At 47.2% G+C, this 26,451-nt stretch carries 22 protein-coding genes; 16 read left to right on the top strand and 6 right to left on the bottom strand.

Features of this window, described 5'->3' with window-relative positions:
* Positions 1 to 19 precede the first annotated feature (19 nt).
* Positions 20 to 403: a nuclear transport factor 2 family protein gene (locus tag EPA93_RS16435; protein WP_129888548.1), complete on the top strand. Its 384-nt coding sequence runs from the start codon at positions 20 to 22 to the stop codon at positions 401 to 403.
* 477 nt (positions 404 to 880) lie between these two features.
* Here the strand turns inward: EPA93_RS16435 and EPA93_RS16430 are convergent, their stop codons facing one another.
* Positions 881 to 1,069 carry a hypothetical protein gene (locus tag EPA93_RS16430; protein ID WP_129888547.1) on the bottom strand — a complete coding sequence of 63 codons (189 nt, stop codon included), beginning with the start codon at positions 1,067 to 1,069 and terminating at the stop codon, positions 881 to 883.
* A gap of 528 nt (positions 1,070 to 1,597) precedes the next feature.
* On the opposite strand from EPA93_RS16430, the gene EPA93_RS16425 reads away from it, so the two are divergent.
* Entirely contained in the window at positions 1,598 to 1,867 is a 270-nt protein-coding gene (locus EPA93_RS16425) for a hypothetical protein (RefSeq protein WP_129888546.1), read from the top strand.
* Positions 1,868 to 2,523: 656 nt separating this feature from the next.
* On the opposite strand, the gene EPA93_RS16420 is transcribed toward EPA93_RS16425, so the two are convergent.
* Entirely contained in the window at positions 2,524 to 5,295 is a 2,772-nt protein-coding gene (locus EPA93_RS16420; protein WP_129888545.1) for an ATP-binding protein, read from the bottom strand.
* Between the two features lie 265 nt (positions 5,296 to 5,560).
* Between EPA93_RS16420 and EPA93_RS16415 the strand changes: the two genes are divergently transcribed.
* From EPA93_RS16415 to fni, 4 genes are all read left to right on the top strand, one after another.
* Positions 5,561 to 5,806: a hypothetical protein gene (locus EPA93_RS16415; protein ID WP_129888544.1), complete on the top strand. Its 246-nt coding sequence runs from the start codon at positions 5,561 to 5,563 to the stop codon at positions 5,804 to 5,806.
* A 238-nt stretch (positions 5,807 to 6,044) separates the two neighbouring features.
* Positions 6,045 to 8,792 carry a class IV lanthionine synthetase LanL gene (gene lanL / locus EPA93_RS16410; protein WP_129888543.1) on the top strand — a complete coding sequence of 916 codons (2,748 nt, stop codon included), beginning with the start codon at positions 6,045 to 6,047 and terminating at the stop codon, positions 8,790 to 8,792.
* 40 nt (positions 8,793 to 8,832) lie between these two features.
* A complete protein-coding gene (locus EPA93_RS16405; protein WP_129888542.1) occupies positions 8,833 to 9,648 on the top strand; it encodes a S8 family serine peptidase in 816 nt (271 codons plus the stop codon).
* A gap of 68 nt (positions 9,649 to 9,716) precedes the next feature.
* A complete protein-coding gene (gene fni, locus EPA93_RS16400) occupies positions 9,717 to 10,868 on the top strand; it encodes a type 2 isopentenyl-diphosphate Delta-isomerase (RefSeq protein ID WP_129888541.1) in 1,152 nt (383 codons plus the stop codon).
* A gap of 126 nt (positions 10,869 to 10,994) precedes the next feature.
* Here the strand turns inward: fni and EPA93_RS16395 are convergent, their stop codons facing one another.
* Positions 10,995 to 12,407 (bottom strand): S53 family peptidase, encoded by a 1,413-nt coding sequence (locus EPA93_RS16395; RefSeq protein ID WP_129888540.1) that lies wholly within the window; start codon positions 12,405 to 12,407, stop codon positions 10,995 to 10,997.
* A gap of 871 nt (positions 12,408 to 13,278) precedes the next feature.
* On the opposite strand from EPA93_RS16395, the gene EPA93_RS16390 reads away from it, so the two are divergent.
* Positions 13,279 to 14,430, top strand: coding sequence for a cytochrome P450 (locus tag EPA93_RS16390; RefSeq protein WP_242527508.1), 1,152 nt, complete (start codon positions 13,279 to 13,281; stop codon positions 14,428 to 14,430).
* A 90-nt stretch (positions 14,431 to 14,520) separates the two neighbouring features.
* Here the strand turns inward: EPA93_RS16390 and EPA93_RS16385 are convergent, their stop codons facing one another.
* From EPA93_RS16385 to EPA93_RS16375, 3 genes are all read right to left on the bottom strand, one after another.
* Positions 14,521 to 15,492 carry a CPBP family intramembrane glutamic endopeptidase gene (locus tag EPA93_RS16385; RefSeq protein ID WP_165423180.1) on the bottom strand — a complete coding sequence of 324 codons (972 nt, stop codon included), beginning with the start codon at positions 15,490 to 15,492 and terminating at the stop codon, positions 14,521 to 14,523.
* Positions 15,493 to 15,588: 96 nt separating this feature from the next.
* A complete protein-coding gene (locus EPA93_RS16380) occupies positions 15,589 to 16,614 on the bottom strand; it encodes a hypothetical protein (RefSeq protein ID WP_129888537.1) in 1,026 nt (341 codons plus the stop codon).
* A 75-nt stretch (positions 16,615 to 16,689) separates the two neighbouring features.
* Entirely contained in the window at positions 16,690 to 17,745 is a 1,056-nt protein-coding gene (locus EPA93_RS16375) for a hypothetical protein (RefSeq protein WP_129888536.1), read from the bottom strand.
* 359 nt (positions 17,746 to 18,104) lie between these two features.
* On the opposite strand from EPA93_RS16375, the gene EPA93_RS16370 reads away from it, so the two are divergent.
* The 9 genes from EPA93_RS16370 (at position 18,105) to EPA93_RS16330 (ending at position 26,421) form a co-directional block, all read left to right on the top strand.
* Positions 18,105 to 18,329: a hypothetical protein gene (locus EPA93_RS16370; protein WP_129888535.1), complete on the top strand. Its 225-nt coding sequence runs from the start codon at positions 18,105 to 18,107 to the stop codon at positions 18,327 to 18,329.
* A gap of 213 nt (positions 18,330 to 18,542) precedes the next feature.
* Positions 18,543 to 18,767, top strand: a complete 225-nt coding sequence (locus tag EPA93_RS16365; protein WP_129888535.1) for a hypothetical protein — start codon at positions 18,543 to 18,545, stop codon at positions 18,765 to 18,767.
* 113 nt (positions 18,768 to 18,880) lie between these two features.
* A complete protein-coding gene (locus tag EPA93_RS16360) occupies positions 18,881 to 20,494 on the top strand; it encodes a class III lanthionine synthetase LanKC N-terminal domain-containing protein (RefSeq protein ID WP_129888534.1) in 1,614 nt (537 codons plus the stop codon).
* Positions 20,495 to 20,514: 20 nt separating this feature from the next.
* The gene (locus EPA93_RS50400) at positions 20,515 to 21,096 is read left to right on the top strand and encodes a lanthionine synthetase LanC family protein (protein WP_340689247.1); all 582 of its coding nucleotides are present in this window, start codon (positions 20,515 to 20,517) and stop codon (positions 21,094 to 21,096) included.
* The gene (locus tag EPA93_RS50395; RefSeq protein WP_165423179.1) at positions 20,997 to 21,599 is read left to right on the top strand and encodes a lanthionine synthetase LanC family protein; all 603 of its coding nucleotides are present in this window, start codon (positions 20,997 to 20,999) and stop codon (positions 21,597 to 21,599) included. The genes EPA93_RS50400 and EPA93_RS50395 overlap by 100 nt, the downstream gene beginning before the upstream one ends.
* Positions 21,600 to 21,683: 84 nt before the next feature.
* Positions 21,684 to 23,141 (top strand): FAD-binding protein, encoded by a 1,458-nt coding sequence (locus EPA93_RS16345; protein ID WP_129888531.1) that lies wholly within the window; start codon positions 21,684 to 21,686, stop codon positions 23,139 to 23,141.
* A 124-nt stretch (positions 23,142 to 23,265) separates the two neighbouring features.
* Complete coding sequence (locus EPA93_RS16340) at positions 23,266 to 24,150, top strand: GAF domain-containing protein (RefSeq protein ID WP_129888530.1); 885 nt, start codon at positions 23,266 to 23,268, stop codon at positions 24,148 to 24,150.
* Positions 24,151 to 24,165: 15 nt separating this feature from the next.
* Positions 24,166 to 25,017: a S8 family serine peptidase gene (locus EPA93_RS16335; protein WP_129888529.1), complete on the top strand. Its 852-nt coding sequence runs from the start codon at positions 24,166 to 24,168 to the stop codon at positions 25,015 to 25,017.
* Positions 25,018 to 25,044: 27 nt separating this feature from the next.
* Positions 25,045 to 26,421 carry an MFS transporter gene (locus tag EPA93_RS16330; RefSeq protein WP_129888528.1) on the top strand — a complete coding sequence of 459 codons (1,377 nt, stop codon included), beginning with the start codon at positions 25,045 to 25,047 and terminating at the stop codon, positions 26,419 to 26,421.
* The last annotated feature ends 30 nt before the right edge of the window (positions 26,422 to 26,451 follow it).

Here is a 26,451-nt window from a genome sequence, read left to right as displayed (position 1 = left end):
TAAAGAAAGAAGGTCAATAATGATTTCACAAGAAGTAATCAAAGATACTATCTCCGCCTACTTTGCCGCTAACAGGGCGATGGATGTAGAGGGCTTTGTGGCCATGTTTGCTCAGGATGCAGCGATATATAATGCTGGGGAAGTTTCCCCGCTGGTAGGGCTTGAAGCTGTCAGGCAAGTAGCAATACAGAGTATTATCCCTTTCAGTAAGATGGAGATTGAGATTAAGCGCATGTTTACCGTAGGAAACGGTGCAGCGGTTTTCTATAGTGGAGCTATGACAGCCAAGAATGGGCGTTCGGCGAATGTAGAAGGTATCGATGTTTTTGAAATTAATGAGCAAGGTAAGATCCAATCTATTCGTTTTTACATTGATCTAGCTGCGATAGTAGCACTCTTTTAAGAGGAAGCTGCCAAAGGTAGGGAATAGAAAGGCAAAAGAGATGGGAAGGGGCAGAGCTGTGCTATCCGACCTGCCATAAGGGTGACCTGAAGTAGGAATACACAATGCGGAAGTCCTTTGCAGCTCTGTACTAGCGTAGTGACGGATAGTTATTTACAGAAATAACTATCCGTCACTGCTGTCTATGTAAGCGAAAGGCGAGATAGCCGATAAATTTTTAGGCCAAATTATTTAGGTTTTAAGAAAAAAATGGTAATATTTGGCACTTTTAGGAGTATAGTATATAATAAGGTAAGATAATCTATGTTTGTATAGGGAGAGAAAGCGCTATTATCATTTTCTTGTGGGCTTATTAAGTTGGATCGAAGAGGAGATAAATAGAGAAGTAGAGTTGAGAGTAAGAAGGGTAAAAAAGAACAAAAAGCCCGTAAGGGTAGAGATGCGTAGCGTTGCTGCGCTGTAAAACCAGCGCAGCAACTAGAGATTATAGATACGAGGTTCTAGTAACTTCTCGATCTCACTACGCAATAAATAAACTTTGCGATCGCCCGCAATTTTTGTTCGATGTAAATTGCCTAGCTTGATTTGCTTAAGGAACCATTCGCGAGAGCGATTGAATTCGTTTTCAGCATCAACTATCCAAATAAGATCATGTCGTTCAACCATAATATCCTCTCCTTGCTCTTTTAGAAATATACATAATCTTATCATAAATGTCAATAATCTATTTTTCCTTATTGCGATTACCTGCAAATTGCAAAAACTCTTAATAATCATCTCTATCTAATTTATACTGTATGTGGCATGTAACGCTGAGGGTTAGAACTGTTTGACTCTTTATCTAAAATCATTAATTTTAGAGTAAAACAAAACACTTTTTAAAGAGTTAGAAGTAATAAAATAACAAAAGTGATGGATGATACAAAAAGAATAGTTAAATGGGCATGAATTTTTGCGTAGAAAGCAGGCCTCCTCGGTCAGGTTGTAAATCTTGTGCTTTTTGTAAAAAACATTGACAAATACGAATATATATGTTATTCGTGTTAGAGGTGCAGATGTAAATTAGACGACTGAGAATATTTCAGAATGACTCTCTGTTAAAACGGTCGTTGTGTAAAATTCATGTTTTTTGCGAAGAGGTGAGTTGATTAAGACAAGATAGTCCAGTTCATAGTAGAGCGAGGAGAGTACTTTATGCGTCTCAAAGTAGCACGTGCCAGGCTCCGTACGATTGTAGAGAGAGCAGCAGCAGATGCTATGTATAAAAAGCAGCTCCAGGACCGTCCTGTTGAACTACTCATTAAGGAAGGATTACCGTATGATGTTATTGAAGATTTTTTGCGCGAGGTAGGATGGCAAGCCGAAGTGACTGGTTATCTGCAGCCCGAGTGCGCTAACACTTGTGCTTTGACGAAGATCGAGACATATCCAACCCTTTTTCTCAGCTTTGATCATAGTCAGTAGCAGCTTCTTGGATACTGGCTATTACATTTAATTAAATCGAGAACAGCAGCAGTGAATGAACTTGTCTGATTTTCCACCTTTTAGCAGAAAATATGAGCAAAAGAGAGCGTCCACGCACCCTGCTCTGGTAGATGAGCAGTGTTGTTATGTTGCAGCAACTTTGTAGAAAAACACGTTTTCTACACCTCAGCGATAATTGGAGCAACATTTACCAGCTCTTCCATAATTTACAGTAGTTCACATATGCTCTTGTCCAAGTAAGCGAATATACGAGCAGTGGATACTTTGTCATTACATTATTTGTAGTATATAATATCCTTCTCATGAGATCAGGAAAGCTGAATCCACTAAGGTAAAAAGAAAAATTAATATATTCAAGCTTAAGAAATTCTTGATTAGATCTGGATCATAGCCTTGATCTTTGTGGGCTTACTTGTTGACAAAAGCAAAACTGTGTGCCGTCTCTATTAAAAGGTTTTAGAGTCGATATATAGTTCATATGTGAATAAAAACTTCTTGCGGTATAATTCTCTTTTTTTAGAAATTGTGAACAGATCGAACGATAAGATCGTTCGATTCTTTAATAGCGGTAAAATTGCTGATGAGCCGGTTTTATAGTACTATGTAAGGAAAACTTCTGCTGTAAATTTATTCTATCAATTTTCTGGCAACTTAACCATAAGCGCTTCTGTTATGGCCTCTTCAAGAGTCATTACGTTGCCAGTTTCCCACAATACCTTGAACAAAGTATTGTCAAGGCTGTGATGTAAAGTCTCTATCAGATCATCTTTTTCTGGCTGTTTAAGTGGGGATGAAGATTCCCTAATATTTTTGTTTAGCAATTGCGCCTGGGCAAGTAAGCGTGTAGCACGCTCGAATTGTTGCCAGATACAGGCAATTTGAGCAATTTCTCTCAAGCAGATAGCGATACCGGCCTGATCATCGAGATCGCGAAACTGGGTCAGACTATTTTGGTACAGATCTATGGCGCGAGCAAAGTTATTCTGGCAAAATGCAACCATGCCCAGGCTAAATAGCGTAGTTGCGGTACCTTGTGCATCGCCTTGTTTGCGAAAGCGCCTTATGCTCTCCTCGTAAAGAATAGTAGCCTGTTCATAGTGCTCACGAAGCAATTCAACTTTGCCCAGATGGTTCAAGATGCGAGCTATAGCTCGCTCATCACCAATTTCTCGTAGCAATGCCAGGCTTTTCTCATGGAAAGCCGCTGCTCGCTCTAATTGGCCCTGTCCAAGGGCCAGATTGCCCAGATTATTGAGCAGACCAGCCATACCGCGACTATCATTTAAGGAGCGTCGGATCTGTAAGCTTTGTTCAAGTAATTCCACTGCTTGCTGGTGGTTTCCCAGGCGCATAGCAATATCAGCTTGCATAACATAAGCGTTACCGATCATTTCTTTATCATCAAGGGTTTGTCCAAGCTGTAACATCTCCTCGGCAAAAGCTGCGGCGCGCTCACGTTTATTCAGGCGTAGAGTGAGTCTGCTGGCTCCCTCCAGCGCTTTTGCTCGCACAGAGATTGCAACCTTGTAGGTCGCGTTTGCCGCAAGTAGCTTTTCCAAAGAAGCGTAATGCTCTTGGAGATGACCGTGAGTCAACCAGAAAGGCCATAGTGCTCCTGCCATTCGCAGGCCGGGCTCGATCTGATTCCGCTCAATAAACCAGTGAAGCGCGGCTTGCAAGTTTGCTTGTTCCTGTTCCAGGCGCGCTTGCCACTGTCTTTGTTCTGGACCTGTGTAGCTGGAGGCGGCCTGTTCGGCCAGGTCCAGATAGTACGTGGCATAACGTTGTTGTAGCGACTCCATCTCGCCTTTTTTTTGCAACTGCTCTAGTGCGTACCCGCGAATAGAATGGAGTAATACAAAGCGGGGTTCTCCGTTTTCCTGTTCCTGCTGCAACAACAAGCTTTTATTAATCAGTGAATACAGTGTGTCGAGGAGATCATGATCGGAATCCTCTGCAACTGGGCAGATCGCTTCGATGGCCTCCAGAAGGCATCCCTCTGTAAAGATGGAGAGCTGTTCAAACAGGGTTTTCTCATGAGTATCCAGTAGTTCGTAGCTCCAGGTAATTGCGCCACGTAATGTCTGCTGGCGCGCTGAGCGGTTGCGCTCCCCTCCTATAAGAAGCTTGAAGCGCTGGCCAATGCGTTTGAGTAGCGCTTGTGGGGGCAAGAGATTAATGCGCGCTGCCGCCAGTTCGATAGCGAGTGGGAGGCCGTCGAGCTCAGCGCAGATGGCCGCAATCGAAGCTCCATTAGAGAGCGTCAACTGAAAGTCAGGTTTCACCGTGCGGGCTCGCTGAATAAAAAGCGATACAGCCTCATTTTGAGCCAGCTCAGCTAGCTTAAAAGGTGGTTTCAGCACCGGCACCAGGAGAGGAGCGATGTAATACTCATATTCACCGCTCACAAGAAGCGCGGCTCTACTTGTCACCAATATTTTTAGTTGATGGCAGCCTATCAGTAGTTCAAGGAGCAATGGGGCAGCCTCAATAATCTGCTCGAAATTATCAAGGACAAGCAAAATACGACCTTTGAGGGAGGGTTGTAGCAGATCTATTGCTTGCTGGTCCCCGCTATCAGGGATACGTAGAGTTTTGGCAATAACAGGGGCGATAGCGTTTGCCTCTCGTACGGTCTCCAGTTCCACGAAATAGACCCCATCGGTAAAAGAATCAGTTAGATTAGCCGCAACTTGTAAAGAGAGGCGAGTTTTGCCCACTCCACCAGGACCTGTTAAGGTTACCAGACGCACATAGTCCTGTTTCAGGAGAGAGCTTACGGCGTTCAAGTCTTTTTCCCTCCCGACAAATGGAGTCAATTGTGTTGGAAGATTATTAGGATGGCGATCCAGAGTTTTGAGAGGAGGGAAGGTAGAAGGAAGGTCATTAAAGACTAGCTGGAAGATATGTTCGTGGTGTTGTATATCCTTGAGGCGGTGCTCTCCCAGGTCTTGTAAGCTTACACCGGGCAAAGTAAGCTTGTGCAGAAGACTAACCGTCGTTTGGGAAAGTAAAACCTGACCGCCGTGGCCGGCAGACAGAATACGAGCGACCCTGTTGAGAGACTGGCCGAAATAGTCGTTGCCTCGGCTTTCTGCTTCTCCCGTATGCAAGGCCATCCTTGTTCGTAGCGAAGTAATCTGTTCTGGCCAGGGTTCTATAGCCAGTGCACGTTGAGCCTTCACGGCAGCTGTAAGGGCCTCGCCAGCGGTTCTAAACACGACATAAAAGGCATCTCCTACCGTCTTAAAAACAATTCCCCCGTTGTCTTGCATGATGGAATAGAGCAGTTCATCATGTCGGGCAACCACTGAATGCATAGTCTCTGGGAATTGTTCCCAGAGAACGGTGCTCCCCTCTATGTCTGTGAAAAGAAAGGTAATGGTTCCGGTTGGTAGGTTCCGCATGAGAGGTATCTCCTTATGGAGGGTTCGCGTAATATATTATGCGCGCTGCTGTGCCTAGCAATATACCCAATCTTGTAAGTTCTCTGTACATAGTGACATTTGCCATCTTATTTTCTGTTATGGCTCCTGCTATCACTGTACACAAACTTATGAAATATGTCAATAACAGTTGCTTATTTATAATTACGTATGGTAATATATAATAAATATTGATAATGTCGTGGAACATTGTATTATCATGATGAGGAGATAAGGGGAGTTATGAATGGATTATAATGTAGAAGAAGTTCGTAAGATAACGCGAAAATTAGCCAGCAGGGCTCAGGAAGATGAGCAATTTAAAGAATTGCTGAAGGCAGATCCTCAAGGTACGATGAAAGCTGCTGGAGTGCCTGAGGAAGCTCTCTCCGATGTGTTGCGCGAAACCGAACTGGCAGATGTTGCAGGTTATGCAGTACCGCAATGTATTGGTTCATTCTGCTTCGTAGATACCTGTTTCATTACACTTTAAAACACCAGCTTTACAGGAACAGATTTTGCTGAATATGTACAAAGGAGAAAGTATTGGATCTGTTATGTGTGCAATTGAGATACTCATTGTTAAATCGGATTAGCATTGCCGGGTTCCTGGAATAGGGTAGTCTTGCTGAGACCATCTATAAAGGATGTATTGGGGAGAGATCAAAAAAGCTTCGTTGGAGTACAGGTAAGCATAGAAAGATTGAGCCAGATAATGAGGAGCGTTCCTGGTGGAAGATATATTTGGAACCAACTCTCTCGCTACAGAGATTGCAGATCCGTTGGCACGTGAGCTATACGAGCTATGCCAGAGCCATCGAGTGCGGGCGCAAAACTGGCACATTGAATATAGTGACGATTCGGAGAGGATGTGGGTGCGATTTAGCCGAGAGGCTGCAGAGATACCTGCTCAGGGCTGGAAGCTACATATCTCAGCGAACAATGCGTCTGCTAAGGAAGTTTTGCAGCGTGTGTTTCCTGTATTACTGACCGGAGCCACATCTTTTAAGGTTGCCAGTTCGCTACGGCAACTGTTCAGATTAAATCAAGGAGAAGGAGGGATCAGTCAGGTAGGAAAATTTATTACTGTTTATCCTGGAGATGATGAGGAGGCAGTGCAGTTAGCGCTGCAACTAGACGCTGTTACCCAGGGGCTTAGTGGACCGCGGGTGCCTTCGGACCGAGCGCTGCGCCCGGACAGCTTGATACACTATCGCTATGGCAATTTCAGCTTCCGCTCATATGTACAGACTCCCTCCGGCTCTATAGAGGCAGTGTTGCGAACTCCTGATAACCAGGAAGTACCTGATCGTCGTAGGCCGCGCTATGAACCTCCTGAGTGGGTTAAAGATCCCTTTATTGAAGCCGGAATTGCCGCTGAACTTCCCGTATTTGAGCGCATTATTAATGGGCGTTACCTGATTGTCGCAATGATTTTTGCTTCAATTAATCATATTGTATATCTTGGGGCAGACCTGGAGAACGGAAGTTCGTGTATTATCAAAGGGCCAGGCTATGCGTGGCAAAATAATTTGACTGATAGGAGCATGCATCGGCGGCTACTTCATGAGGCTCATATGCTAAGAGAGCTGATGCCCAATCCGTATATCCCAAGACTATTTGACGTTGTTGAACAGAATGGAGACTTGTTCCTGGTTATGGAAGACATTGAAGGCGAGGATCTAGCTTTGTATGTGCGCCAGCTTCTGCACCAGGGGCAATTTGTCCCCTTACGTCAGATCATAGAATGGGGTATAGAACTGGCAGAAGTTCTTGAATCAATACATCTAAAAGGCATGATTTATGCAGATATAAAGCCAACAAACATCATTGTTGGTGCAGATAGGCGTCTGCGCTTCATCGACTTTGAGCTCGTTTATGCCTTAGATAATACTGGAGGGCATATTTCAGGCCGTGGTACCAGAGGATACATGTCCCCTCAGCAACTAGATAATCTGCCCCTGGCCTTCTCCGATGACATTTATGGTTTTGGTGCTTTGCTCTACTTTCTGGTAACAGGAGTTGATCCAGCATATGCCCCCAATCCATCTCGGCTTCTTGAGCGGCCGCTAGAATGGTTGTGTCCAGAAGAGATAGGGCCGCTAAGGAAAATCATTGGGCGCTGTTTACAAGAGACGGTCCAGGCCCGCTATCACTCAATGAGTGAGATCAAGGCTGCATTAAGGGCTGCGCTAGAGTCAATAGAAACGCATGGCACAGTTTCTCAAGAGACAGTCGTAAATGAACTTAACGAAGAAGGCAGAAGTGAGCGGGAGCACTTTGGGGAGCTCTCCATGGCTATTATGGATACGATTTGTGCTAAGGCGCAAACATTTCTCGACGGCCATAGTCGAGCCTGGATCAGCACTCACTTTCTCACCTATGGGCTGCTTCCTCGTGATATTAACACTGGCAATGCAGGGATTTTGCTCGCATTGGCCGAACTAGTGGCTGAGCACAAGAGCGCGTGTGCTGCAGAAACCTTGCTGCAAGCGGCACGCTGGCTACGGGATAGCCAGCCGATAGGTAAGGAGCCATTGCCGGGGCTCTATGTAGGAGAATCTGGAGTAGGTGCGGCGCTCTTACGAGCAGGCCAGGTTCTTCAGGATAAGCAGCTCATTGTTGCCGCTTTAGAACAAGGACGTATGGTTGCTTCCCTACCTCATAACTCTCCTGATCTATTTAACGGAACTGCCGGCCGCTTGCGTTTCCATCTGTTGCTCTGGGACGAGACAAAGGAAAGAGAGCAGCTTCTAGCTGCCCAGGTTTGTGGAGAGCATTTGCTATCGACAGCTGTCGAGATAAATGAGCATGAAATTTTCTGGTTGACTCCACAAGGTTACGGTGATTTGAGTGGAGTCGCGCAACCTGGCTATGCGCATGGAGTGGCTGGAGTTGCAGATGCGCTACTAGACCTGTACGAAGCGAATGAGAATGAGCGTTTGCTGCCTCTAATTACGAAGGCGGCTTCCTGGATAGTGAGGCAGGCCATTCCAGCCATGGAGGATAAAAGCGGCCTGAGCTGGCCCAGAGTAGCAGGTGGTAGCGCCCATCCATCCTACTGGTGTCATGGAGGCGCTGGTATAGGGCGTTTTTTCCTTCATCTCGCCAGGCATAATCTGGTATCAGGGGCGGAGGAAATCGCAGCACGAGCGGCTTACGTAGTTGCCCATTCGACGCGCTGGACTGGCCCAACCCAGTGCCACGGTCTTGCCGGCAATTGCGAGTTTTTATTGGATATGTATCAAGCTACTGGAGATCATAGATTCCTGAAGGAAGCCTTCCTCTTTGGCCATTTACTAGAAACATTTGCACAGGAGCAACAAGGCCATATCGTATTTCCTGCGGATTCGCCTACCGTGTTTACTCCTGATTACATGGTGGGATATGCTGGAATCGCGATGTGCTTGTTACGCTTGAGTGCTCCAGAGCGCTTGCCTCACCAGTTAAGCCGTGCCGGTTTCCGTGCTTACAATTAGTGAGCTGAATTGCTAATAGAGCTGTGAGGAGAGGGCATTAATGAATGGCTATCTTGCCTGGAGTTCGCAGTTTCAGAGTGGTGTACTTCCAAGTATTGATCTGGCGCTTTCTATAGATTGTATCTCATGGGATGAGGCATGTGGAGGTAGCACAGGTAAAGCTGTCAAGGTTGCTGTGATCGATAGTGGGATCGATGCGACTCACCCGGCTATTGGTAATGTAGACGGCTACGTTGCTGTTGAAAGCGGTCCAACTGGCCTCGTATATACTACCCAGCCGCACACCGATGTGTATGGGCATGGTACAGCCTGTGCCGGGATTATACGGGCAATAGCGCCAGAGTGCGAATTGTACAGCGTCAGAGTGCTAGGCCCGGCACTCATTACGACAGGCGATATATTCATTGCTGGCCTGCGTTGGGCGATTGAGAATGGAATGCACATCTGTAATCTGAGCCTTGGCTCTACGAAAAAGCAGTATTATGCTGCGCTGCATGAGCTGGCCGATATCGCGTTTTTTCGTCGTATTATGCTGGTTGTGGCTGCAAACAATCTGCCTACTCCTAGCTTTCCCTCTGTGTATGCCTCGGTTTTCTCGGTCGCTGCTCATCAGGATAAGGAGTATGATCGTTATCATTACTATTATAATCCAGAACCACCCATTGAATTTGGAGCTCCGGGAGTTGATGTCCGTGTACCCTGGCTGAACCATAAGTGGATAACGATCACAGGAAATAGCTTTGCTGCCCCCCATATTACCGGGATCGTAGCCAGGATCATGGGTAAACACCCCTATTTAACGCCATTTCAGCTCAAGGTTATACTGAGGTCACTGGCAGCTAATGCTACGCGTTAATGGGGAGCTACCGATTGGGTGGATAAACACCGCAAGTTTTATACGCATATAGAAAGGATTATTTAGGTATGGCAGATGAGGTTATCAAGCAACGCAAGCTGGAGCATATCAACGTGGCTTTAGCGCAGAGCATTGCTGTGGCTCAGCCGGCCAACTGGAGTGATATTCATTTTGTGCACCAGGCATTGCCAGAGGTAAATCTTGATGAGATCGATACCAGGGTTACATTTTTCGGTCAAACCTTGCGTTACCCATTACTTATATCCTCAATGACGGGAGGACATCCCGACGTCATATCTATTAATCGGAACCTTGCTCGGGCAGCCGAAGAGTATGGAATTGCTATGGGAGTAGGTAGCCAGCGTGCTGCCATCATCAATCCCGCTGTATCTTACAGTTATGCTGTCGTTCGTGAGTGTGCGCCTAACGCCTTTCTCATTGCTAATATCGGAGCTCCACAGCTGATTGAGCAGGCGCAGCATCCGGCTTTCAGCATGCAGCAGGTGCAGGATGCTATCAAGATGATCGAAGCTAATGCGCTGGCTGTACATATGAATAGTTTACAAGAGGCAGCACAGCCTGAAGGGGATCGGCGTGCCGTTGGCGAGGTAGAAGCTCTTAAGCGGCTAACTCAACAGATTGATCGGCCCGTTATTGCGAAGGAAACGGGGGCTGGCATCTGCCAGGAACAAGCCATGCTGTTGCGTGCGTGCGGGGTTGCAGCAATTGATGTAGGAGGAGCAGGTGGTAGCAGTATGTCTGCTGTGGAAGCTGCGCGTTCTGAATTGCATGGGGATAAAAAAACATTAGAGATAGGAAAGCTTTATAGCGATTGGGGGATACCTACCCCTATTGCGATTGTTGAAGCTCAGGCTGCTCATCTCCCTCTTATTGCCACGGGCGGCGTGCGTAGTGGACTTGATGTTGCACGTGCGCTTGCCCTTGGCGCAAACCTTGTGGGTATGGCTTTCCCTTTTTTAAGAGCTGCTAGCGAGAGCTATGAGAGAGTTTGCGAAGTGCTCGAAAACACAATTAGAGAGATGAAGGTAGCCATGCAGTTGAGCGGAGCCGCCAACATTGCCCAATTGCATACGGCTGATGTTGTGGTTACCGGTGCTACGCGTGAATGGTTGACGCTGCGTGGCTTTGAGGATGATCTTAAGGCTATGGCTCAGAAGCAGAGAAGATATGGCCATAAGGCTTTTCTTGATCTGACTTGACCCAACATGGTATTGCCAGCTGAAATAGGGAGTAGCTCGAAAAATGGGAAGATAAACTTGAGGAAGAGCACCTTTCGTGCAAGAGGGCAGAAAGGTGCTCTTTGTAATACTACTGTTAGCTAAGACCTATTTTAGGCTTGCCAACTGGCTATCCCTGTCTCTAGCCTTTGAAGCTGCGAATTCCACGAATGGGGCAAGGAGGTTCGCTACATTTGGTGATCCCCAACCAGTCGCAGGGTCCCAGCCAGCCTTAGCGTCATATCCTTGGATGGTGACAGAGTTGCCTTTACTATCAGTTCCGACGAAAGTATTATTTCCACTAGTAATGTCATGGAAAGCCTGTGTATAGAACTTGGAATGACCAAAGAGATAGAGTGCCGGATTTATGAAGCCAAGACGACCATTATTTAACTGGCAGCCGAGCGCCACAATAGCGCTCCATTGGGGCGCACCCGCACTGGTACCAGCTGCAGCTATGATCTGGTTATCGCCAAAGATGGGAGAGCTCCAGACTACCAGGAAACCGCTGTTGAGCGCTGCGTTATAGGCAACGTCAGGCACACCGCGAAATTTGTCAATACCTGCGGTTGCATACTGGTAGAATGGTTTGGCATAGATGGTACTGAAGCCACCGCCACTTGCGCCATTGACACCCTGGGAATTAATCTCATTCCAGGTGACCTCGCTTTTATAGTCACCAGCTGGTCCATTAGTGTCGAGCTTTGTTCCGCCAACAGCGGTGACCAGGGGATCGCTGGCTGGATAGCCTGTACTGAGGAAATAGGAATTGCCATCACATGTTGCTTGAGCAGCGCCACTATCATTAGATGCGGTAACTAAAGTGATTCCCTTATATGCTGCCTCAAAGAATAGTGCATGTTCCTGTTTTAAAATCTGCTGGCTTACGCAGGATTCAGCTTCTCCAAAGCTCATATTAATGACAGCGCCAAGATTATTGTCGATGGCATATTTGATAACGCTGAGAATGTCAGCATCCTCACCAGATTTTGCCAACACCAGATCAATGGTAGCGTCAGGAGCTATGGCATGCGCCCATTCCACATCCAGGGTGATTTCGGCGGACCACTGGATATGGGTGGGATTGCTGGGATCGAAAGGCGTCAGGCCATCGGGGGCAATAATATTGAGCGTTGGATCATTGAGCCCGAAGGTCTGATCGAAGACGTGGAGATCGTTCTTGATTTTGGGAGCCTGGAAAGCATCTATGATGACGATAGTCTGACCTTGACCTGTAGTGCCCCCGTCAAGCAATGGCTGAATATTGTAGGCCTTGTGAATCTGTTGAGGTCCATAACAAGTAGGTGGTGTTGTTATTTGGCAGCTAAAGGGTGCAATGTTTTGTTTGCTAGCCCCGATGTGACGATAGATAGGGTGAATTTTTAGCTGCGGGGTAATGTGACTTGTGGCGCCGGTCCTTGCGCCGACGCCGAAATAGGATATTCCTAGCCAGATGCCAGATAATAAAAGGGCTGTGATCGTCAGGTTGGTAAAGCTACGTGAAAAAAGATACCGCAACATTAAGAACCTCCTGTTGATAGGCAGCAGTAGAGAGGAGAAGCCGATTTGCATATTTTGCAGCTTCTGATGTGGTAATACCACGTTTGTTGGAGGTTTGTCAACCATTTTCTAGTTTACACCAAATATTGGTAGTAAAATGCTATTTGTTACTAAGCAACCGAAGATGTTTATGGATAACAAGGCTATGAAATAGTTATCGATGGATATGCTAATTAACCGCAGGCGCAAGTTTTTCAACTACCTGCGGCGGCGAGGAGCGAAGGGAGGCTGGGGACAATTCGCTAGATGTGGCGCGCCCCATTATCTCTCCTCGAAGAGGGTTCCCGTTTCTCAAAAGTTGCACATCGCGTTAATTAAAAAGGTTTTCGATGTAGCCGCCTCATTACTTCCATCCAAACCGCTATCAGTATCAACAAATTTGTCTTTAATCTGACCTGGTTCAAATAATTCTAATTGGATTGACAAACATTTAAAAACGTGGTATTTATTTTATAAAAGTCGTATAAGTAGAGGAAAACGCATTTTGCACAAACTAGTGTTTTGTCAAGCAGAGATTGACGAATGTAGCGCCTGCGGCGCAGGTGGGAAAGAAGTGGGGTACAATTCGCTCGATCGCGGCGCGGCCCCAGGCTCCTTGCATCCCCGCTTGTTTCACGCTTCATGCCAACCTTGCCAGGCCACTAGTTTTTTATGGGGCAAAGCTGTGAGAGGCAATGTATAAATGAAGAATCATGACCTGTCCATAGCTAGTACGCTGACAGCAAAACGCTTTAGCAGGCTTTTCTGAAGGGATGCTGAGCGTATTAATAACTTTCACCGAGTTCTTTAATACCGTGTTATTTCTCGAAGGAGAAAGGGCAGATCCGTGCAAATGAATGTAGCTTCTGAGCAGGTACCCAATCCATTTTCCTGGTATCGCAAGATGCGCCGTGAGCATCCAGTCGTCTATGACGAGCAGGCGGATGTCTGGCATGTTTTTAGTTATGAGGATGTAATGCGCATCCTGGCTGATCATGCTACCTTTCATAAAGTCCTCATTCCACCCGAGGTACAGAATACAATTAATCCTATCTTATCAAGTGTTCTACAAGCAGACCCGCACAACCATCGTAGATTACATAACATAGTGATGCAAGCTTTCTCCCCACAGGTGTTAACGACGCTGGAGCCGCGCATCAGCGAAATTATTGATGGCCTGTTAGAGCAGGTAATCGTAACAGGTGAGATGGATGTTACCAACGACCTGGCATATCCACTGCCAGTAAGCGTGATAGCCGACCTGCTGGGCATTCCAGCTGAGCTGCACGGAAGCTTCAAGGACTGGTGTGATACCATCAAACGGGAACCAACTATCGAAACAACGAATCCCAAGTTCCAGAAGATGGGCGAGTATTTTCGTCAGGTACTAAACGATCGGCGTCTGCATCCTCAAGATGATTTGGTGAGTGCGCTGGTTGCAGCCGAAATAAATGGACAACGTTTAAGTGAAGATGAGTTACTTGGTTTCTGTGTAGTGTTACTGGCATCAGGTACAAACAGCTCTACAGGTCTGATAGGTAATGCAATCTTCTGCTTTGATGAGCAACCTGAAGTTATGGATATCTTGCGTGCTGAGCCAGAGCTGATGTCAGGTGCCATAGAAGAGGTTCTGCGCTATCGTGCCCCGATCCAAGCTCTGCGACGGACAACAAAGAAAGAAGTTGTACTGGGGAAACAGCATATCAGTGTACAGCAAGATGTCGTTGCCTGGATCGGTTCGGCTAATCATGACGAAGCTCAATTTCCTGATCCAGAAAACTTTGATATTCGGCGTCGGCCAAATCGCCATCTGGCGTTTGCACACAGCATTCATCTCTGTGTAGGTGCGCCCCTGGCCAGGCTTGTGGCCAAAAAAACGCTTAACAGCATACTGAAACGGCTCTCAGATATACGTCGTAGGCGTGACATACCAGCAGTTCCTGTTAGAAGCGCCTGGGTCTCCGGTCTCAAAACGCTCCCAATCACCTTTAAAGTTTCGCCTTAGCATGTTCGGCCTTAGGAGAAACCAGGCCAAGAACTTAGTTTCTCCTAAGTGCGAGAAAACTCTCCCAAAGGGAGAGTTGAACAATATATGCTAATTGGAGGAGGAGGCCAACAGCTGCGCTGCTTCATTTTCGTTACTGATTGCTGCACGACGGTGTGCTAGGGCAATAATGATCAGCAGACCAAGAGCTACAATCGCGATGACAACAGCCCCGGCCTCGGGCCCAAAGGTGCCGCCAGTAAGCCATGTAGGACCCACCGAGACTAGCTTGACCAGAGATCCGCCAGCGATATCATGTCCGCTAACCTGGGAGGCGAGGAGATTTCCTTCTGCCAGGTTCCATGCGGCATGCCAGCCTATGACGCCCCAAACTCCTCCCTCATAGAGTACATAGGCTGCTAAAAACAGGGAGACAGTGAGGCCGCTAATGAGAGCGAGGATATTAAAGCCGCTTGCGAGAAGAGCGGGTAAATGGAATAGTGTAAACATGAGAGCAGAGATGATGACACCGATCCAGGGTCGGTAGCGTGCTCCCATCGTGGGCAGGAGCCAGCCGCGAGTGACCAGATCTTCGCTAGCTCCTTGAATGAGCCATCCAGGAAGGATGATAATGATCCCTAGCAGGGCCCCCCAACCGATTTGATCAATGCTTCCGCCGACAATGATAACGCATCCAGTGAGAGCTAAAATGCTAACGGCAAGCCCGTACATAAAGATACCAAGTAATGCACCGCGTAGATACTTGATGAGAGCAGCTTGGCGTTCTAAGCCGACAGTCCAGAAGGGACGTTTCTCCAGAACCTTTATCCAGACCATCAACAGCAGGATTCTCGTTGAATAGGTAATCACAAAATTAAGGAGTTGACCCAGAGCTGACAGGTATACATCCTTACTTTTTATGAGCGAGTTGATCGGTACAAGAGTTGCGAGGGGTTGCTGAGAGAAAATGAACTGAAGAGCGAGGCCGGAACCTATAGTGATGACAAAGGAGCCAATAATAGCGATATACCACGTGGGGAGCCATTTGCCCTGACGTGCCAACATAAAGATACGATTGTTCACGTCTAGTAAAGAGCTCCTTTGCAAGCTTCTGGTTGTTAAGGACATATTATCTCTCCTAAAAAGGTAAGTAATTCTGAGGCCACGAAATACGCTCCATTATCCTCCTACTTCAATTTCGGGTAGAGAGAGCCAGACAGGATAATATGCAAGATACGCCTTTGCTTCAAAAGGCGCCCCTTCTTGTTCAGGGTTGTAGCCTACCTTGACGTGGGAGAGGCGTTGTCTGGTCAAGCTCACCTGATCTCCCATCTGGCACAGCTTTAAGCCTGGACTTGTAACTAAGAAATCCCGTTTGTCTGGCTGACATAACTCTTGCTCAATCAGAAAGTCGAGCAATTTTTGCCAGCGACTATCATATCCTCTCAAGGCGCATTCAAGGCCGATCCTGGGGTGGATCGAGGTGGAGATATCGATCATCAAGCTTGGAATATCTCCTATTGAGAACTGCTTAAGAATTGGTTGGAGAGGTTCCGTGGAGTAGGGCCAACCAATTGCCTCTAGATAGGCAGGAATCAGGTAAGGTGGGAAGTTGACAATCTGGAGCCGCATGCTACCACAGAAACGTTGAAGTCCAAATCCCACGTGATTGAGACGGGCAGGTTCTGGGATAAGCGTAAGGCAGCGGACAAAGGTATCATTCATGAGCGCTACCTCCTCTGGTGTGCTGAAGATAGAGGTCAGCAAGGCTACAGTTGGCATGATATCGGCCTTTGGATGGGTAGAGCAGTAGAATACTCCTGGTACAGGTACAGCAGGAACTGGCTGATTAAGATCAAAGGAAAGCCAGGCCTGATCAGTCTTTTCATATAAGAGCGAAGCAGGATCGCGCCAGACAGCAAAGAAATTATATAATTTTTGCCAGTCAGGATGAGTCAGCCAGGAGTGACCAGGGTCAGTGGCACCAACAGGGAGTAACGGAACATTGCCATTAGGAAAATACACAAACGAATCGACCGAGGTCTCGTCTTCGCGCAGGTGTAGCTCAATAACAAACAGGTGGTTAGCCAGGCTGGCAGGAAAATAGGATGTAAGAGTAAGGATGCGCTCAAATGCCTCCTGAGAGGCACTGTGTAGAGGAATGTGAGGACGTAGGGTTTGGGTATAATTAGCCAGCGTGAGCATGCTTTTTTCTCCAGTTATGCAAGAATTGACTGTAAACACTTCATGCTAAGAGGCAACGAAGCAAGGTAAAATCCGCTACGAAGTCTTCATATGCAAGGCAGTTTGCGTAGTCTTCCCGTCATTGTCGTCTGCTGATTCCAAATACCAGCCCGGATAGTAGGATAAGTAGGCTTTTGCCTCAAACGGGGCCGATATTTGTTGAGGGTTGTAGCTGACTTTGATATGAGAGAGGGCTTGCCTGGTCAGGCTTACTCGCCGGTCCACCTGGCATAGCTTCACGCTAGGGAGATGGACAAGAAAGTCGCGTTTTTCAGGCGAGCATAATTCTCGCCTAATCAAGTAGTCGAGCACCATTTGCCAGCGGCTGTCTTGTTTTTCTAGAATGCATTCAAGGGAGATTTTTGCCTGCATATTTGTAGAAACATCGATCATTAAGCTTAGCAGATCGCCAATCGCAAACTGTTCGAGGAAGGGAAGGAGCGGCTCGGTTGCATAGTTCCAGCCGATTGTCTTTAAATAAACTGGAATTTCCTGAGGAGAGAAATTAACAATCTGAAGACGAAGGGCATCAGCATTGCGTAGCAGTCCGAAGCCCACTTGATTGATCTGAGCTTGTCCTGGAAGAGACTGAATGCAGCGGGCAGCACTATTGGCCAGGAGATCAGCTTCTTCAGGAGACCTGAAAATGCTTGCAAGTAATTTAATGGTTGTGGACGGATCTGGAGATGGCTTCATCACAGAGATGGAGCAATAGAAGAGGCTTGGAACAGGCATTGTAGCGCCCGGCTCAGCGAGATCGAAGGCAAGCCAGATATTATCTGTATCTGAGTGCAAGAGAGAAGTCCGATCACCCCATTGGGAAGAAAAGCTGGAAATCTTTTGCCAGATAGGATGAGCAAATCTGCTGCTCACCTGAGATAACAACTGCCAATTTTCATCAAGCGCTCGGAATTGCCAGGCGAAATCGACCCGAGTTTCGCGTAGATATATTTCAAAATCAAATAATCGGTCAGCAAGACTGGCAGGAAAATGAGATGTAAGTGCATAAATGCGCTCGAACGCCTCCTCAGAGACGATATGTGATGGGATATGCTGTCGTAGAGATTGAATATAAGCGGCCTGCGTGTGCATCTTTTATCTCCAATCATTACTAGAATAGCAACGATACATTAATTCGATCTTGCACCCAACTTTGCTTTCCTATCAGGCCAGTTTCCCTATATCACTATATACGAACCATCTAAATATGTCAATAACTGTCCATTTTCTTGGATAAACATTAACTAGCTAGGATTATCTTTAGTAAAATTAAAATACATATAACGAATTTGTGGTACAAGTAATAACTGTTGACAAAGCTAATTTTATCTGGTATATCTTCTACTAGTTCTAATAAGTTTAAAAAACTGATGAGAACTGCTGATAACTTATTGGACATACTTACTTCCATTTGTTGCCTGATTGGTATTACCACTCTAAGGAGGTTCCTGATGGCTGACCTTGAAGCGAAACGCAAAGAGCTTACTAAGCGTATTGTGGACAAAATCGTCGAAGATCCTCAGTTCCGTGACCAGGTTTCCAATGATCCAGAGGGAGCGCTGGAAGCTTCTGGCTTGAGCAAGGAAATCCGTGCAATCGAAGCCGAGTCGAACCAGGCAGAGGTGAGTGGCTATGCGGCGAAACCTCAGTGGTTTGATAGTTGGGGCTGTGTCTAATGTAAGCAAGATGAGATGCTTAATAGCTGACCTTGAAGCGAAACGCAAAGAGCTTACCAAGCGTATTGTGGACAAAATCGTCGAAGATCCTCAGTTCCGTGGCTAGATCCCTAAAGATCTAGTAGAGATATCAGGGCTACTAGCTTCATGACATCTGGTCTGGCTGTAGACCAGGCTATAATTAATCGCATTAGTAAAAGAGAGGTTATTGAAATGGCTGATCTTGAAGCGAAACGTAAAGAGCTTACTAAGCGTATTGTGGACAAAATCGTCGAAGATCCTCAGTTCCGTGACCAGGTTTCCAATGATCCAGAGGGAGCGCTGGAAGCTTCTGGCTTGAGCAAGGAAATCCGTGCAATCGAAGCCGAGTCGAACCAGGCAGAGGTGAGTGGCTATGCGGCGAAACCTCAGTGGTTTGATAGTTGGGGCTGTGTCTGATATCCTCCCAAATTACTCAATCAGGGCAGCTTGATCTTCTTTGATCAGGCTGCTTGCCTGATCGAACTCACAATTGGAATGGCGAGTCTGAGGAGTGACGAAAGAGCCTGGCTATGAAGAACGAATTACTTGCCGCCGTTAACAGATCGATGTTATCTTCTGAGGCAGATCCCATTCCTCATATCATTGGTGAAATGTGCTCTTGTAAAGAGATGCTAGAACTTGGCTGGCGGGTTGAAGAAGAGTTCGGTCAGATCTGGATCGGTGTGGCACATCAGCAAGCAGTGAGACGCCTTCAAGGCTGGAAACTTCATGTATCTGCTGCTATTCCCTGTGCCGAGAGTGTCCTGCGCCAGGCTTTAGCGGTTTTACTAGCCGAGCCAACGCGTTTCAAGGTTGCATCTTCTTTGAGCCGTCTGGCAGACCTTAATCAAGGGAGAGCTGGCTTGAGCCAGATAGGCAAGTTTATCACTATCTATCCCTCCGATGATGAACAATGTATTCGCCTTGCTGTCAGGCTGGATGAGGTAACTCGTGGATTGCGTGGCCCTGCTATTCCCTCTGACCTTGCTCTACGTCCCGGTAGCCTGATCTATTATCGCTATGGAAGTTTTTCAGAACAGCTGATTGCTGATAGGGAAGGAAGGCCGCGCGCTGTCATTGCAACTTCTCCTGGCGAGCTCATTGAAGATCGACGTGCACTAACTTATCATGAGCCTGTAGGCGTAAAGAATCCATTTCTGACAGCTGGCTTCGCTGGAGCTTCCACCTCTCATCCTATACTGCTGCAAGATCGTTTTCTTCCCATAGCCCCGCTTCATCAATCGGCGCAAAGTATTATTTATGAGGCTGTTGATCTGCAATTGGCCAGGCGATGTGTGCTCAAGCGAGCGCGGCGCGATGCGCTATTGGATCGTTATCACCGTGATGCACATGATATATTACGACATGAAGCCCATATACTGAGCAGACTGGAAACAGTTCTGTCTGTGCCCAAAACATATGCGCTTTTCAAGCAGGATGACGACCTGTGGCTCGCTATGGATTATATCGAAGGTACACTACTGAAGGACTACATTAAAAATCAGTCGCATAAGGCCGAGCATCTGCCCTTAGGGCTTCTGATTTCCTGGGCCCGAGAGCTAGCCTTCATGCTTGATAAACTTCATCAAGCAGGTATTATTTATCGTGATCTTAAATCAGCCAATATAATCGTTACGCCTGACAGCTTTTTGCGTTTAATCGACTTCGGCATTTCCTATGATCTGGCATCCTCTGACCCCCAGTTTTATGGAGGAACTCGTGGCTATTCGTCACCGCAACAAAACACAAATGAGCCTGCTTCTATAGCTGATGATATCTACAGCTTTGGGGCTTTACTCTATCTTCTTGCTACGGGTGTGGAACCAGCGGAGGCTCCTCACGAGGTGGCATTACTCAAGCGACCTCTGACAGTGTTGAATCCAAATCTACCCGATACACTCTGTCAAATTATCTCTCGCTGTCTGGCCCCACGGCCACAAGATCGCTTTACCTGCATGCAAAAGATTGTTGCAGAGCTGCAGATGGTACAAGATTCTTCTCCAATCTCGATAATACATACCTTGGATAAGGTACCTGCTAATGAACTCGATTCTTATTATAGCTATGCTTGCGAATTGGGTGAGACCTTACAAGTAGTAGTTCAGACTGCGCGCCGGGGCAAGGGCCTCTTTGGGCACAGCTAAAGCCGGCGCCTGGAAGTAAGATCATCTTACGCAATCTTAGCCAAGGGATGGCAGGCGTATTGCTGACCCTGGCCGAATTTGTTACACAGCAGAATACCTCATCTCTACGCTCCACATTGCGAGATGGAGCTTATTGGTTGATGCAGTCAGAGCGCCTTGGCGGGCCCATCCTACCTGGCTTGTATTCGGGGGAGGCGGGCGTGGGGATTGCACTTCTGCGGGCTGGACAGCTTCTAGAGGATCAGGTTCTCATCTCCGCTGCCGAAAAGCAAGGTCAACTTATAGCGACTTGTCCCTATGATCTCCCTGATCTTATGCACGGAACAGCCGGGCGATTGAAATATCACATTTGGCTCTGGCAGGCTACTGCAAGATCCTATCATCTACAAGCAGCCCTACAGGCAGGATGTACCCTGCTAGAGCAAGCTGAAGATATAGAGGATGGAGGAATGGGCTGGAAAATTTCCGCGGGATATTATGGAGCGGCGGGGAGAATGTATATTTGGGGTATGCTCATGGAATGGCGGGCATTGCTGATGCCTTGCTTGACCTCTATCAAGCAAGTGGGCAGATTAGATTTCTCAAAGCTGTACAACGAGTAGGCGGCTGGTTATTGCGCCGAGCTCGCCCTATGGGACATGAGCAGCAAGGAGTGGGATGGGAAAGAAATGTAGGTGGAGATTTGAATGCGGCGTTCTGGTGCCATGGCAGCGCTGGCATTGCCAGTTTTCTACTGCATGCAGCACAGCAGAAAGTGCTACCGTCAGCTATTGAAATAGCTTGTAAGGCCGGCAAGGCCGTAGCAGAAGGCACGCGCTGGGCTGGACCTTCACGCTGTCACGGATTGTCAGGCAATATTGAGTTATTTCTGGATCTTTATAAGTTGACCGGAAATGAGGAATGGTTGCAAGCTGCTTGTACCTTTGCACGTATTCTGGAGGCATATGCTACGGAGGAGGATGGCATGCGTCTCTGGCTTTCTGATGAGGGACCAGCAATGATCTCCCCTGGTTTCCTGCTCGGATACGCAGGTATAGCCGCCACACTACTACGATTGGGATCGTTAAATAAATCACTAGAGGCTAGCATTTCTCGCCTATTCTAGCAAATTTTTGCCAGGAACGAGCGAATAGGGGTAATTGATATAAAGCTAGAAGCGTTACTTTTGAATGGATGTGGAGACTTATCAATGGATAAAGACCTGGTTGGTCAACATGACGAATTGGTACATGCTCAGGTGAATGCGGAAAAGCGGCGATCGAGAGATTCATTAGCTGCCCAGCGAAGGCTTCTGCCACCTCATACGCCAATACCGGCTTTTGACGGCACGTTTTCCACACTGGAGGCTGAATGCCAGAGAGCTGCCTATGATTTTGGGCATAGTATTCATAACTCGCCAATTGCTGTTCTGAAACCAGGATCATTTGAAGACCTCATTCGTATTGTTCAATTTGCTCGCCAACATCAGCTACAGATTGCCCCACGTGGTCAAGGCCATTCCATGTATGGTCAGGCACAAGTCAAAGATGGGATCGTGGTTGATACTAGCTCACTCAGGAACATCTGTGCTATTCACTCTGATAGAGTAGAGGTCGAAGCTGGCGTGCTCTGGCAGGATCTGTTACGAGCAACGATAGAACATGGCTTGCTTCCCCCAGTTTATCCTAACTATCCTGGACTCTCGATTGGCGGAGTGCTCTCGGTAGGAGGATTTGGCCCTGGTAGCCAGCGCTATGGAGCTGTCGTTGATAATGTGCTTGAACTGCAGGTAGTCACAGGCGCTGGTAAGCTAGAGATATGTTCTCCGGATCATCAGCCAGATCTGTTTGAAGCCACGCTGGCTGGCCTTGGACAATGTGCTATCATTGCCAGGGCAACGCTGCGGCTGATTCCAGCAAAAACGCGTGTTCGCGTCTTTCAGCTCTTTTACCCTACTCTAGCCTCGCTCATCCAGGAGGCTGAGTCGTTGCTTCATAGAGATGACGAGCGCTTCGATAGCATGCTCATCATACTGGCCTATGTGGATGCTAATCCTGGGGGGATGTGGGTATATATGTTAAACGCAATTAAATCCTATACCCCTCCTGTAGATCAGATTGAGAATGATTTTCTATTGAGGGATCTGCACTATCTGCGGGGAAGAGAATGCATTCACGATATGCGAAGCATCGATTACGTTAGAAGCATTGCCGATTGGACAGTGCCTCACAACGAGAATGACACAAACTACCATAGCTGGTTTGATGTGTTCGTCCCGACTTCGACTGTGACTAACTATATTCACGAGGCACTCAAGAGCGTATCACCACTCAGGACCGGCTTTACGAGTATTCTTACCCCTCTCAACGCCAGCCGTTTTCGCAGGCAGCTTTTGCGCCTCCCGGCAACTGAGACTTTTTTTCTGATTGATCTTTTGCGCACTGATACCACGCGTGAGGCTCTGGCGAACTCAATGGTATATAATCGCACCTTTTTTGAGCGCTGCTGTGCCCTGGGGGGAACCCGCTATCCCATTGGGATGCTTGAGCTATCAGCGCAGGATTGGAAAAAGCACTATGGAGCGCAGTGGGATACGTTCATGCAGATGAAGAATCTGTTCGATCCTGACTGTATACTCACACCGGGTCCGGGCATCTTTCAGCAATGACGCCGTTGGAGGGACTTCTACGCACATCTCTATTGTCATAATTATTCATTGGTTGTCAGCAAACAGGCAGAGCTGAATCTGTAAACTGCATCTATTGATCTCTGAGTAGAAAGGAGACTAATCAGTGGATAAAGAACCGGTCGATCAACAAGATGAACTGGTGAAGGCTCGAAGGATGATTGAGCAGCAACAGCAACAGATCGCAACTCTACAACGGCAGCTTGACGAGAATAATTTTGCCGTTGATCTGCATGATGCATATATATTGGCAACAACAACTAGAGCCGTTGCATCTCCTTCTACACATCGACGCCTGCTCGAAGTCATTGTGCAAACAGCAGCGCAGGCGATCTCCGCGCAGGCGGGTTCCCTTTTTCTTATAGATCCTGTAGCTCAGGATCTCATCTTTGAGGTTGCAATCGGGGTCAAAGCTGCAGAGGTTGCAAAGCTGCGTGTTCCTCTGGGGCATGGCATCGCTGGCCTGGTGGCAATTAGCGGTCAGCCAATGAGCATCACTGATGCTGAAAATAGCCCATTGCAGGCCTCAGATGTCGCTAATGCCGTTGGTTATAAACCACAAAGCATTTTATGTGTTCCTCTCTACTATCACGATCATATCATTGGGGTCCTTGAATTACTAGATAAACAAGGGACCTCCTCTTTCACCAATGATGATATCCATCTCCTGAGCGTATTTGCTTATCAGGCTGCTATTGCAATAGAACAATCGCGAGCTTACGAGCACCTGCTTTCATTGTTTACAGAAATTGTGCAATCGCTAAATCTGAATGCTGAGGATCAAAAGAAGAGCTTTCTGCAGCGAGCAAAAGCATTCGTTGACCATATTGAGTCGGAAGATTCACAATTTCAATTTGCTTTCAAACTAGCTAGTCTGATTCAGGAGATTTCATGGGCTGGAGAGCGCGAGCAAGAGCTAGTCCTGGGAATCTTACAGCAATATGTGAGCTATCTACGTGCGCAGCCGCAGGTTACATATACACCACTGTAGTAATTGGAGGAGCCTATGTTTCGTCAGCAGCCACCAGCATGGAGCGAGCCATTTATATCTCGCCCGCTTGAACATCCTCTTCAGTTAACGCGCCCTTTTGACCAGATCACGCGCGAATGGGCCTGGGAAAACGCGACTGGCAAGGGCATAAAAGTTGCGGTAATTGATAGTGGAATCGATGCTACTCATGAGGCGGTAGGTGGCCCTGTCAGCAGTTATGCTTCTGTGCAGGAAGGATCTGACGGGATCTATTATGATACTTTGCCCCATACTGATGCTCATGGCCATGCGACAGCCTGTTCTGGCATTATCCGGCGCGTGGCTCCCGAATGTGAATTATATAGTGTGAAGGTGCTGGGGAATGATCTCAAGGGCCGCGGATTGATCTTCGCTTCTGGCCTACGCTGGGCGATAGAGCAAGGTGTACAGGTATGCAATTTGAGTCTGGGAACTACTAAAAAGGAATTTTATGCCCTATTACATGAACTTGTTGACATGGCCTATTTTAAGAATATTATTCTGGTCACAGCTGCCAACAACTTTCCCATTCCAAGCTTTCCTTCCATGTATTCATCTGTTATCTCTGTTGCTTCCCATCCTGGCAAAGATCCGTTCCTCTATTACTATAACCCCAAGCCGCCGGTTGAGTTTGGAGCGCCCGGCATCAACGTACGCGTCGCCTGGCGTGATCATAAATGGATAACCGCTACTGGCAATAGCTTTGCAGCTCCTCATATTGCAGGCCTTGTCGCGCGTATTCTTAGCAAACATCCAGAGTTGACACCTTTTCAAATAAAGTTTGTGTTGTATGCTCTAGCTGCTAATGTCTCAAAGGAGAGGACTCCGCATAATCCATATGAAGAGTAAGTAGCTCATAAGGAGGAAAGCGCTATCATGCCTGTCATCAGCAATAGTGATTCGATATCTATCAGCGGCTCATCACGCCTGAAAACTCTTTTCATCAACCGAAAATTTGCATTGCTTTTCTTTGGGCAGGCCATTTCCCTCCTTGGCGACCAGATTTTTGTCATGATTTTAATTGTATGGATTGCTGCGCAGATTGCCACAAATCAACCCTGGGCTCCTCTGGCTACCAGCGGCCTGCTGATTGCAAGTACCATTCCATCTCTACTTATTGCTCCGTTAGCAGGTGTATTTATTGATCGCTGGGACCGCCGTAAGACAATGTTGTGGATGGATTTCATGCGTGGAGTACTGCTAATAGTCTTGTTTTTGTTGCCATTTTTTCAAAAATATATACATCCTTTCTTCCTGCTAATCCTCATTTACATTGCTATTTTCTGTGAGAATGTCTGTAGTGAGTTCTTTGGTCCTGCACGCTTTGCCTTGATTGGCGATATCGTCCCTGAAGAGAAGCGTCCGCAGGCAATAAGCATGGAGCAAATTTCACAAGCTCTCTCAGTGATCCTGGGACCACCAATCGCGGCACCTTTGTTATTTGGCGTGGGGGCTCAATGGGCCTTCCTGTTTGATGCGTTAACGTTTGTGCTATCTTTTTGCGCAATTTGTGCCGTTCGTCTACCTGCCTCTTTGCAACAGAACGTGGATGAGGTAGGACGAGGCAGTGATAAAGGCACATCCGGCGCAGGAATACGAGCCGAATTTAGGGAAGGACTACACTTTGTCTTTGGCAATAAGGCCATCAGAGTACTGGTAATATCTGTTTTTCTGCTCACCCTAAGCCTTGGCTCCTTTACCCCTCTGTCGGTATTTTTCATCCAGCAGAACCTTCATGTTTCTGTATCAGATACCGGTATCCTCCTCGCTTTTTTCGGCGTAGGTGCCATAGTAGGGGCTGCTCTCTCTGGAGCTTTCGCACAGCGTATTGGCATCAAGCGCCTCTTTGTTTGTGCGATCATCCTGGCGGGTATATTGTTTATCCTTTTTTCTCGACTTAACAGTTTTCTGCTCGCCTGTATAGTCATTCTAGCTATAGGGGCAATGCAAGCCGCTACCAATGTAGCGTCTGCTCCTATCCTTCTCAAAGAGACTCCTAGAAGTTTTATCGGGCGTGTCTCATCAATCATGAATCCTCTGGCGACTATAGGTACGCTCATTTCTGTCTCGGGCGCTGGCTATGTATCAGGCATTTTGCTTGAGCACTTCCACCTGGAAGTATTCGGCTTCACATTTGGACCAGTCGACACCATTTACACGATTTCGGGCATTATCATCGCGCTTACCGGCATTTTTGCAGCTTTTTCTCTCACAGATGCGCGAAAGTATGGCCAAGCAACTAGACAAGCGTAAAGGCTCTCTATTAACTAGACAGGAGGTTAT

The organism is Ktedonosporobacter rubrisoli, from assembly GCF_004208415.1.
Classification (GTDB): domain Bacteria; phylum Chloroflexota; class Ktedonobacteria; order Ktedonobacterales; family Ktedonobacteraceae; genus Ktedonosporobacter; species Ktedonosporobacter rubrisoli.
Note: the sequence above shows the minus strand (reverse complement) of the source record. Positions and strands in the feature narration are given on the sequence as shown.